We start from the raw sequence: 10,718 nt of genomic DNA, 5'->3' as shown, positions 1-10,718 counted from the left end.
GTCCGAGTGGGATCGAACTTGCCGGCGCTGTCGCCGTAGATCTTGGGGTCCCGGTTGGCGCCGGCGGGGCACGAGAGTATTGGATCGCCTTCGGTGATCGTCACGTCGCCGAGCACGAAATCCTTCACCGCGTAGCGCAGCGGGGCATGCGCGATCGACGGCTCGAACCGCAACACTTCCTCGATCACATCCGCCCAGGGCAGACTGCCGTCGAGCGCCGCAGCCAGGTGGTCCGGGTTGGTGAGCAACAGATATATCGACTGGTCGATCAGGTCCACCGTCGTCTCGTGCCCGGCGTTGATCGTCAGATAGAGCGTCCCGACGAGTTCCTCGGCGCTGAAATCCTTTGCGGGATCGTCGGCGTCGGCGATGAGGGTGCTGGTCATGTCCTCAGCGGGGTTCTTGCGACGATACGCGACGAGGTCCTGCAGGAGCCCGATCATCGCCTCGTAGTTGGCTACGGCTTCCTCTTCGCTCGAGGCGATGTCGAAGATGCCGTCCACGCATTTCCGCAGTGGCCCGATCAGGTGCTCGGGAACTCCTACCAGCTCGTTGATCACACGCAGAGGCAGCGGGTAGGCGAAATGCTCGCGGATGTCGACAGGGTGGCTCTGCGGCGCGGCATCCAGACCCGTCACCAGTTCATCGGCGATCAGCTGGATGCGGGGCTCCAGCGCTGCGGTGCGCCTGTTGGTGAACGCCGGTGCCACGAAGTTGCGGAGCCGACGGTGTTCTGGTCCGTAGGCGGTGAACATCGACCGCGTATTCACCCAGTTGAGGAGCGGGAAGTCCTTGCCGATCTCGCCGTTCCGGAACGCCGGCCAGTGCTGGCGTGGGTCCTTGGAAACCTCTGAGCTGGAGAGAATCTCCTTGAGCATGGCCGCGTCGGTCACCGACCAGGCGGGCACTCCGCCCGGGAGCACGACCTTGGTGACCGGTCCCCGCTCGCGGATGCGGGCGATCTCACCCTGAATATCGGGACCTTCGGGATCGATGACGATGGGGTCGGTGTGGTTGTCCATGGCGAACTCCATTCTGACCGTAAACCGACAGGCGGGGGCTTGTGTTCAGTCCCCCTTGACCTCTGAGGCCCTGATTAACGTAGCCGTCAATACCGTTGGGCATCAACCATTTTCGGCAAAGCTGTGACGTATCAGCACGAATCGACACTCTCTTTGCCGTACGTCGGCCGCCTTGATGAAAGCAGGCCAGTGTCGGCGGGCATCCTTGGATACGCGTGGATCGAGCAGCAGTGTGCGTAGTATCCCCTGGTTGGTGACCGACCAGGCATGAAGTCCGCCGGGCAGGTCGGCCAGGGTGACCGGCCGCGGTCGTTGATCCGCTTCCACTGCCACCCAGACCAGGGCCGGTGAGGTGGACAGAACGCGGGGATAGCAGGCGGCCGTGAAGGTTTCGTCGGCCATGAGCCGGCCAGCGAGAACCAGTCCGTGTACGGCTACGGGTTGTCGGCGTCGATTTCGACCAGGCGGCTCGCGGATTGGGGAGCAGCGCGGAGCGCGATATTCACCGCGACAAGCGGTGTTCCTGCGGCGAAATTCCGTGTGCCGCAGAGCGGATCGATCAACCAGGTGCGGTCCGAGGGGTCGCCGGTGGTGCCTGACTCCTCGGCGAGGAAACGGTCGCCAGGGCGGGCGGCCCGAAGAATGTCGTGAATGGTCAGCTCGGCGGCGAGATCGGCCTGGGTGGCGAAGCCATCATCCTCTTTGTCAAAGCGGGTGATCGGGTCACGGAACTGATCCCGGACTACTCCGGGCGTGGCTTCCGCGGCTCGAATGGCAAGGGCGACATCGGATTCCTCCATGCCTCGTACCCTGCTAGGCTCGAATTTGAAATGGTTCAATGTCTGAAAACTGTTGTATCACTATGGAATTCGGCTACGCTCGCGATCATGTGAGCGGTAGAATTAGTACATGGATTCGAAGGGGGAAACACTCGACACGTGCGGCATCGCCGACCTGGCAGCCGCCGTCGAGACCTTGTCGAATTCCGTCCTGCACGGCAATCTGAACCCGTTTTCCGATGCTGATGTCGTGGAGTTGATGCAGCGCCTGGAAACCTGCAAACGTCAACTGTCGTCGCTGGATTCACGTCTGATCATCGAGGCGTGTAATCGTTCGCTGCCCGAAGGTGGTGGGGCGAAGGATGTGGTGCCGTTCCTGCGTCGGACGTTGGGGTTGTCGAGGTATGACGCGTCGGTGCGGGTGAAGATCACCCGCTGGTGCGGTGAATTCTTCGAACCCTCCGGTCACCTGCGCCCGCCCACGTTGGCGGCGACCGCGGAAGCCTTTGGGGCGGGCGCTATCTCGCGTGATCATGTCCGCAACATTGTCGACGTGATGACCCACCTGCCCGCGAACATTCCCGCCGAGTCCCGCGCCGAGGCCGAGGGCATCTTGGTGGGTCACTCTCGTGTCGGGTGGCCTGATGATCTGCCCAAGATCGGTCGCGAGATCCTGGCTCGTGTCGACCCGGACGGCACGGTTGTCTCCGACGCCGACCGCCGTCGCCGCCGGGGCCTGATCCTGGGTCGTCCCGGGGTGGATGGGATGTCGTGGGTCGAGGGCTGGATCACTCCTGAGTTGCGGGCGCTGCTCGATGCCGTCTTCGTCAAGCTGGCACGCCCGGGCATGTGCAACATCGACGATGCCGACAGTGTTGCCGCCACGGTCAAGGTCGTCGACTCGACGGTGTTGGAGGCGGCGGCGCGTCGTGACCGTCGCGATGCCGGTCAGCGCACCCACGACGCGTTGTTCGCGTTGCTGCAGCCCGGCCTCGACCCCGCCAAGCTGGGTTTGCACCGGGGTTTGCCGGTGCAGACCGTCCTGACCATGTCCGTCGCCGATCTCGAGCGTGGGGCCGGGGTCGCGACGACCGCTTCGGGTGGCCACGTGAGCATCAGCGAGGCGTTGAAGCTGGCCGAGGGCACCCGCCCGGTGCTGGCGGTCCTCGACGCGGACGGGTTGCCGCTGTTTCTGGGTCGCTGCCAGCGGCTGGCGACTCCGGCTCAGCGGTTGGCGTTGATCGCCCGCGACAAGGGTTGCACCCGCCCGGGATGTGACGCACCCGCGAGTATGTGCGCGGTGCACCACATCACCGACTGGGCCAAAGGCGGCCCCACCGATCTGAGCAACCTGACGTTGGTGTGCGATCGCTGCCACGCACTCGTGAACGACACCGCCGAGGGCTGGAAAACCGTTGTCATGGACAAGGATTCCCCCTATCGGGGGCGTACCGGTTGGATTGCCCCGAAACGTCTCGACCCCACCGGCACCCCGCGCGTGAACGACAGACATCACGTAGGGCAGTGGGTCGCGGCTGCGATCGAATCCAGTCGCCGGAGGTGGGGTTCACGGGCGGCGTGATTCCCGGACCGTTCATGTCGGGCTGGCATGCGCAGGGCACGGGGAGGTGTGGTTACGTCGCCTGCCCTGCCGGACTTGGGCTGACGCCGGGTTAGGAGCCGTAACCCGCCGATCCCGGCCCACGGACTGCACGCATCACCTTTTACAGACAAAGCACCGCAAACTCACAACTGGCCTGCGAATTCGGTCGACCGTCGACGATCTGCACGGCACCGCCGACCACCACCGGCACCCGCTGTCGGTAATGGCCCCCCGACCCCTCGGCCGGTCGGCCATCCCCGAATCTCGAACGCCTGCCCCGAAATTCCCGCCACCACCGCACCCGCCGACCGCGAGTAGGGCACCGCTGCCGCGTTTGCTGCCTCTGGGGTGGCTGCAGCTCCCGTGACTGCCACAGCGGCTTCATGCGCCAGGTCCCTCAGGCGGTAGGCGTTCTCTCTGCGAGCGGGCTCTTGCTGCCGTTGCTGCCGCGCCTCGCGTCACCGCTACCGTGTCTGCTGCTGCCGCTGCAAATGGGGTCCGACGCCGCGACTGTCAACGCCGCCGCGCCAGCCGTTGCCGCGATTGCCATTGTGCCGTGACTGTCACCGCCGCCACCGCTATCGCATTCCCGGCTTCATGCGCCAGGTCCCGCAGCGAGTAGCGTTCTCGCCCCAGGTGGGTGTTGCTGCCGCGACCGCCATCGCCTTTGACTGCTGCTGTCGGCGCTCCCCATGTGGCGACATCAACCCATGGAGCTTATGGAATACCTCTGCAACAACCCCACATGCGGCTTCGAAGACATCCCAAGTGAGAGGGCTGGTTGGTGGAGGTGCGTTCGTGAGCCCGCCCCCTCCCTTCTCCAGGCGTCGTCTTCTGGCTCTTTGTTTTCGGGGCCGCCGGAGGGTGACGAGTCTGCCGACGTGGAGGAGTCCGGTGATTCTGCCGAGCACCAAACCGTTCGAATCCAATGTTGGCCTGGGTCACCGGAACCGGCGGTCCGGGTGAAGGGGTGGGATTATGCGGCGGGCCGGATGATCGAATCCTGAACTCGCCCTGACAGTTTGATGGCGGTCAGTGTGCGAAGTGCCAGCGGGTGGCGCCATGGGGGTCGGTCAGGGCCACGCCTACTGCGGTGTGGATGGTGAGGCGGTAGAGGTGCCAGGGGGCGGGTCCGGCGCTCTGGGCGCTGTAGGGCGCGGTGACCGCGTCGCCGGATCGTTCTGCGGGCCAACCGCCGGCGCGGTACACGGCGGTGACGCGATCGAGTTCGGCGGGATCGATGATCCGATGGGCTTCTCCGGACAGCACGAGGTCTACGTCCGGGAATCGGATGGACAGTGTGCAGAACGGGTTGGCGGCCAGGTTGCGTGACTTCTTGCTGGCGGGCCCGCTGGTGAAGTAGATGTGGCCGTCGGCTTCGATGCCCCCGATCCCTGCTGAGCTCGGTTTGCCGGATGGGCTGACGGTGCCGAGGAACTGTGGCGTCTCGGGCAGCCCGATCCCCGCGTCGACTGCCTTCTGGACGCGGTCCCAGGGCAGCTCGGCCTTGCCATAGATGTTCAGGTCCTCTGCCGATACCGGATCTGCGAGCATCGTTCCTCCTCGGTGGGCTGATACGAGTCGAGACGGGCCGAGACCGTCGGAATCATCGGCCCGGGGCGATCAGGATGCGACGCGGCGGAGCTGGCCGATGGCCCGGGTGTCGTGGTCGACGGAGAACCAGAGGTTGAGGGCGTCGGGCGCGCGGATGGTGCGGATGTCCAACGTTTCGCCGTAGCGGATGGGCTTGTTGTATTCGAGGATGAATCGATGCGGACCCTGGACGAGATCAGTTGCGTCGGAGGTGAATTCGTGGACGGCGTGCCAGTAGGCCGTGTTGGTGATGTGCTGGAAGTGGTCGATGTCGGTGCGGCGCAGGGGGAATCGGGTGGCGGGCGTGGGCGGCTGGGGTTCGTCGAGCCATTGCCGCCAGCGCAGCCGGTGGTTGTCGGTGGTGGTGCACATGAGCTCGAAGAATTCGTCGGCCAGCCGTGACGGGCTCATCGTCTCCTTGTTCATGTGGATCCAGAAGCCTTCGGTTTCGACCAGGCCGCCGGTGTCGGAGTCGATACGGACCCGCATGGCGCACCAGCGCGGGGAGATGCCCGAGCACCAGCGGCGGATGCGCAGCTGGGTGGGCCAGGCGATGGGGCGCAGTACGTCGATGACGGTGCGGCGGACGATCCAGTGCGGGTGAGAGTCGAGGGCGCCGACGTGCACGAGATGGTCGACGCCGGCGTCCTGCAGATGGCGGGCGGTGCCGTCGATGCGCAGGTACTGGTTCTCGTCCATGTCGACGGTGCCGAGGCGGCGGGTGACGTCGAAGATGTGCCCGGAGCCGGGAACGGGGACGAGCGGCGTGGCCGACGGGTGTGCCGCGGTCAGGGTGGGATCGGCGACCTGGTTCATCATCGGCAGAACCTCCGGATCTTCCATCCGAGTGGCGGAGCGGGAGTGCACGGAACAACTGCGGCGGCGACGCTGCACCGGAATGTTTCCGAGCGTAGTGCAGAACCCGTAAAGACGGCGGCTGCGCGATTCGGCGTGCCCGCGTGGTGGGTAACGTCGTGATAGATCGATGTGGACGCATCGGAGCGGAAGAGGCGAGCGCAGATGGAATTGACGCCGGAGCAGGCCGACCGGGCCGCCGGGGTACTGCTGGGGACCGCGGCCGGAGACGCGTTGGGGGCGGGCTACGAGTTCACCGTGCCGGGTCCGGACGCGGAGATCCGGATGCGGGGCGGCGGCGCGTTCGGGTGGGCGCCGGGTGAGTGGACCGACGACACGGCCATGGCGGTCGCGGTGGCGCGGGCGGCCGCGCGGGTGGGGGACCTCTGCAGCCCGGAGGGGCTGGACGCCGTCGCGGCCGAATTCGTGGCCTGGTGGGATTCCGGACCCAAGGACATCGGCAACCAGACCCGTGAGGTGCTGGAGTGGCGTGATCGGACCGGGCGCGCCATGCAGATGCGCGCCCACGATCTGACCGGCCTGACGGCGGGCAATGGTTCGCTCATGCGTACCGCTCCGGTCGCTCTCGCCTATCTCGACGACGCCGAGAAGTGCGGCAAGGCAGCCAAACTCGTCAGTTCACTGACCCATTACGACATGCAGGCCATGCAGGCGTGCAAGCTCTGGACCCTGGCCATCCGCCACGCCATCCTGTTCGGCACCTATGACGGCCTGCGTGAGGCGCTGTCCCAGGTGGATACGGGTTTCTGGGAACCGTTGCTGGACAAGGCCGAAACCGGCAGCCCCGTCGACTTCCCCAAGAACGGCTGGGTGGTGCACGCCCTGCAGACGGCCTGGTGGGCCATCACCCACGCCGAAACCCTGCCCGCCGCACTGGAACTCGCGGTGCGCGCGGGCGGCGACACCGACACTACGGCGGCCATCGCGGGCGGCCTGCTCGGTGCTCGCTGGGGCGCCTCGGCCGTCCCCACCGAATGGCTGGAGCTGCTGCACGGCTACCCCGGCTACCGCACCACGGACCTGCACGCTCTCACCCGGCAGGTCACCGAGCGCTGAATTGCTCAGTCCGGCAGGCGGACTACGCCGTCGAGGTAGCGGCGGCAGCGGCCGGTGAGCCGCACCCGGTCGCCGGTGAGGGCGCAGTGCATGGCACCGCCGCGCCGGGAGAGCTGGCGGGCGGTGAGGCTGGTGCGCCCGAGTTCGCGACTCCACAGCGGGGTGAGCTGGGCGTGCGCCGACCCGGTGACCGGGTCCTCGGGAATGCCCTGGCCGGGCGCGAAGACCCGGGACACGAAGTCGACCTCGTCGCCGGTCGCGGTGAGGATGGCGGCGCGGTTCAACTCGGGAAAGGCCGAGAAGTTCGGACGGGATTCGCGCACTTCGTGTTCGGCGGTCACGACCAGCACCACATCGGTCCCGTCGAAAGCGCGCAGCGGCCGCACCCCCAGCGCCTGCGCCAGCTGATGCGGAAGTTCCTCGTGCACATCGATTTCCACCGACGACACCGACGGCAGGTCGAGCACCAGATCGTCCCGGTCCCGATCCACCCGCAACCACCCGCTGCGCGTATAGAAGTGGACCCGATCCGCCCCCGGATGCATGTCCTCCAGGATCTGCGAGGCCGCGGCCATGGTGGCGTGCCCGCACAGGTCCACCTCCACCGTCGGCGTGAACCACCGCAGATGGAAGGCGGGCGAGTTGTCCGGCGGCGCACCCGCTTCCGCCGGCAGCGCCGAGGTGTAGAAGGCCGTCTCGGCGAGATTGTTCTCCTCGGCCAGCCGCTGCAGCAGTTCGTCCGGCAGCCAGGACAGCAGCGGCATGACCGCGGCGGGATTGCCCGAGAACGGCGCGTCGGCGAATGCGTCGAGCTGATGCAGCAAGACCTCCATGGCGCTCAAGGTACCTGCGAATTCAATTACTGCCCAGGACGGCACCGCCCCGGCGAGCCGAATCATGCGACCAATTGGACCGTCATCGCAGGTCAACGCCGCTGGGATGGCCGCAATCCGGAACCGCCCCAACGTTTTCCCGGGCTGCGTCGCGGACGGCGGGTCGCACGATGCGATTCCCGATCAGGCCGTGGCTACCGTCCATTCGGCGGAGGGCACGACGGGCGATGTCCGGATCGTCGATATCGCGTCGGGTGCGGTCACGGCTGTCATCCCGGTCGATCCCATCACCCATCGCATCTACGCCCTCGCGGATGAGACGCTCCACATGCTCTCGCGCTGAACATGATTCGAGCCGGGGTCGCGGCACGGCCCCGGCTCGAAACGGCTTCTGGATCACGCGTCTTCGTCCGCCGGTACCCGCGTGTGGGGCGATTCGCCGAGGTACTTGGCGCTGAGCCACCAGGCAACCTCGACCAGGACGATGCCGATTCCGCCGCACAGGACGGCCAAACTCGTCAGCGCGACATTCGACGGGTCGAGTTTGAAGAAGTGGCGGGTGAACGGGACCGCGAACAGGATCAGGTATCCGGCGATGGAACCCGCCACCAGCAGGACCTTCCACCAGCTCCACGGGCGGGCGACGATGGCCAGCACCCACACCGCGATGATCAGCAGCGTGATCAGGGCGGTGGTGCCGGCCTGGATCTTCGCGGTCTCGCTGACGTCGGGCCCCTTGTAGGCGATCAGGTACGAGATGAAGGTCATCACGCCGATCACGACACCTGACGGGACCGCCAATCGCATGACGCGGCCGACGAATCCGGTGCGGGCACGCTCGTTGTTGGGCGCCAGCGAGAGGATGAAGGCGGGGATGCCGATGGTGAACCAGGCGGCGATCGTCACGTGGCGGGGCAGGAACGGGTAGCCGATGGCCTTGTAGCTGAAGATCTGCGACCCGATGCCCGCGATGCCGACCAGGAAGGCCAGCACCACCGAGTAGACGGTCTTGGTGAGGAACAGGTTGGAGACCCGCTCGATATTGCCGATCACCCGGCGGCCCTCGCCAACGACATAGGGCAGGGTCGCGAACTTGTTGTCCAGCAGCACGATCTGCGCCACCGAGCGGGTCGCCGGGCTGCCCGAGCCCATGGCGACGCCGATATCGGCGTCCTTCAGGGCGAGTACGTCGTTGACGCCGTCGCCGGTCATGGCGACGGTGTGGCCGCGCGACTGCAGCGCACCGACCATGGCGCGCTTCTGATCCGGGCGGACGCGGCCGAACACGGTCTTGTGCTCGAGCACGTCCGCCAGTTCGTTCTGATCGGTCGGAAGTTTGCGAGCGTCGACCGGGTCGTTGCCCCCGGGCAACCCCAGTGAGGACGCCACCGCGCCGACCGACACCGCATTGTCGCCGGAGATGACCTTGGTCGAGACATGCTGGGAGGCGAAGTATTCCAGCGTCCCCTTGGCGTCGGGCCGCACCTTCTGCTCGAGCACCACCAGCGCCGCCGGGGTGACCCGCCCGGGCGCGTCGTGCGCATCCACCGGCCGGTCGCTGCGGGCCAGCAGCAGGACGCGCAGCCCCTTGGCCCCGATGTCCTGTGCGGTGTCGGCGATCTCGGAGGCCGGGTCCAGCAGCACGTCCGGCGCACCCATCAGCCAGTTGCCGTGCTCGCCGTAGGACATGCCGCTCCACTTCTTGGCGGAGGAGAACGGCGCGACCCCGGTGGATTCCCAGCCGGGCGCGTCCGGCAGAGCCTCCTTGATGGCCAGCACGCTGGCATTGGGCCGCGGGTCGTCCGCGGCCAGCGCGGCGAGTACCTCACGTAGTGTCGCCTCCGGAATGTCGTTCACGGGTCGGACTTCCGCGAGCCGCATGCCGTTCTCGGTGAGGGTGCCGGTCTTGTCCGCGCACACCACGTCCACCCGGGCCAGCCCCTCGATGGCGGGCAGCTCCTGCACGAGGCACTTGCGCGCACCGAGCCGGACCACGCCGACCGCGAAGGCGATCGAGGTCATCAGCACCAGACCCTCGGGCACCATGGGCACCAGCGCGGCCACCATGCCGCTGACGGCGGGCCGCCAGGATTCCTTGGAGGAGAACAGCTGGTTGTAGATGGACAGCAGGCCCGCCGGAATCAGCAGGTAGGTAATGACTTTCAGAATGGTGTCGATGCCGCTGCGCAACTCCGACTTGACCAGCGTGAACTTGCTGGCCTCGTCGGCGAGCTTGGCGGCGTAGGCGTCCTTGCCGACCTTCGTGGCCCGGTAGGCGCCGCTGCCCGATACCACGAAGCTGCCCGACATGATCTGCGCGCCAAGGGTTTTGTCGATGGGGTCGGCCTCACCGGTGAGCAGCGACTCGTCGACCTCGAGCAGTTCGGTCTCGATCACCTCGCCGTCGACGACGATCTGGTCGCCGGGCCCGAGCTCGATGATGTCGTCGAGCACGATCTCCTGCGGCGCGACGGCGCCGGCGATGCCCTCGCGGCGCACCATGGGCTTGGCCTGCCCGACGATGGCCAGCTTGTCGAGGGTGTTCTTGGCCCGGACCTCCTGGATGATGCCGACCGCGCTGTTGGCGATGATCAGCAGCCCGAACATGCCGTCGATGAGCGAGCCGGTGGCCAGCACCAGGATGAACAGCACACCGAGGATCGCATTGATCCGGGTGAACACATTCGCCTTGACGATGTCCTTGACGGATCGGCTGGCCCGCTCCGGCACGTCGTTGGTCAGCCCGCCCCGCCGCCGCTGCTCCACCTCGGCGAAGGTGAGCCCGAGCGCGGGTGGGCTGGGTGGACTAGCTGCCTGCGCAGTAATCGACATGCCCTCCACAGTAAAGGGCGACCAAAGAAACTAGCCCGTAGCTGCCCGTCACGCACCGGACCGGCATGTGAGGATCATCCTATGTATTCGCTGTCGTGACGTTTGTTGCGCAGGCTAACGTAAT

10 protein-coding genes are annotated in these 10,718 nt (G+C 66.6%); 3 read left to right on the top strand and 7 right to left on the bottom strand.

Translation table 11 applies throughout. From position 1 onward, the window contains the following. From ABZ909_RS41140 to ABZ909_RS41130, 3 genes are all read right to left on the bottom strand, one after another. The coding region (locus tag ABZ909_RS41140) for a cytochrome P450 (RefSeq protein WP_357011393.1) at nucleotides 1-1,022 on the bottom strand (1,022 nt) is incomplete at its 3' end. Between the two features lie 102 nt (nucleotides 1,023-1,124). After that, entirely contained in the window at nucleotides 1,125-1,424 is a 300-nt protein-coding gene (locus ABZ909_RS41135; RefSeq protein WP_357011391.1) for a hypothetical protein, read from the bottom strand. Nucleotides 1,425-1,456: 32 nt separating this feature from the next. After that, on the bottom strand, nucleotides 1,457-1,822 hold the full coding sequence (locus ABZ909_RS41130) for an inositol monophosphatase family protein (RefSeq protein WP_357011389.1): 366 nt from the start codon (nucleotides 1,820-1,822) through the stop codon (nucleotides 1,457-1,459). A 109-nt stretch (nucleotides 1,823-1,931) separates the two neighbouring features. On the opposite strand from ABZ909_RS41130, the gene ABZ909_RS41125 reads away from it, so the two are divergent. Continuing rightward, nucleotides 1,932-3,383, top strand: a complete 1,452-nt coding sequence (locus ABZ909_RS41125; protein WP_357011387.1) for a DUF222 domain-containing protein — start codon at nucleotides 1,932-1,934, stop codon at nucleotides 3,381-3,383. A gap of 1,053 nt (nucleotides 3,384-4,436) precedes the next feature. Here ABZ909_RS41125 and ABZ909_RS41120 read toward each other — a convergent pair. Both ABZ909_RS41120 and ABZ909_RS41115 read right to left on the bottom strand, forming a co-directional pair. Further along, on the bottom strand, nucleotides 4,437-4,958 hold the full coding sequence (locus ABZ909_RS41120) for a pyridoxamine 5'-phosphate oxidase family protein (RefSeq protein WP_357011385.1): 522 nt from the start codon (nucleotides 4,956-4,958) through the stop codon (nucleotides 4,437-4,439). A 69-nt stretch (nucleotides 4,959-5,027) separates the two neighbouring features. Beyond that, nucleotides 5,028-5,816 carry an acyl-ACP thioesterase domain-containing protein gene (locus tag ABZ909_RS41115; protein WP_357011383.1) on the bottom strand — a complete coding sequence of 263 codons (789 nt, stop codon included), beginning with the start codon at nucleotides 5,814-5,816 and terminating at the stop codon, nucleotides 5,028-5,030. 201 nt (nucleotides 5,817-6,017) lie between these two features. Between ABZ909_RS41115 and ABZ909_RS41110 the strand changes: the two genes are divergently transcribed. Then, nucleotides 6,018-6,929, top strand: coding sequence for an ADP-ribosylglycohydrolase family protein (locus ABZ909_RS41110; RefSeq protein ID WP_357011381.1), 912 nt, complete (start codon nucleotides 6,018-6,020; stop codon nucleotides 6,927-6,929). A gap of 5 nt (nucleotides 6,930-6,934) precedes the next feature. Here the strand turns inward: ABZ909_RS41110 and ABZ909_RS41105 are convergent, their stop codons facing one another. Then, nucleotides 6,935-7,762 carry a PhzF family phenazine biosynthesis protein gene (locus ABZ909_RS41105; protein ID WP_357011379.1) on the bottom strand — a complete coding sequence of 276 codons (828 nt, stop codon included), beginning with the start codon at nucleotides 7,760-7,762 and terminating at the stop codon, nucleotides 6,935-6,937. Here ABZ909_RS41105 and ABZ909_RS41100 point away from each other — a divergent pair. Continuing rightward, on the top strand, nucleotides 7,761-8,105 hold the full coding sequence (locus tag ABZ909_RS41100) for a hypothetical protein (RefSeq protein WP_357011377.1): 345 nt from the start codon (nucleotides 7,761-7,763) through the stop codon (nucleotides 8,103-8,105). The genes ABZ909_RS41105 and ABZ909_RS41100 overlap by 2 nt on opposite strands. Nucleotides 8,106-8,158: 53 nt before the next feature. Here the strand turns inward: ABZ909_RS41100 and ABZ909_RS41095 are convergent, their stop codons facing one another. Next, entirely contained in the window at nucleotides 8,159-10,594 is a 2,436-nt protein-coding gene (locus ABZ909_RS41095; protein WP_357011376.1) for a cation-translocating P-type ATPase, read from the bottom strand. Nucleotides 10,595-10,718: the final 124 nt, after the last annotated feature.

The organism is Nocardia sp. NPDC046763 (genome assembly GCF_040645495.1).
Classification (GTDB): domain Bacteria; phylum Actinomycetota; class Actinomycetes; order Mycobacteriales; family Mycobacteriaceae; genus Nocardia.
The sequence above is the reverse complement of the archived record's forward strand: the minus strand, read 5'-3'. Positions and strand labels throughout refer to the sequence as shown.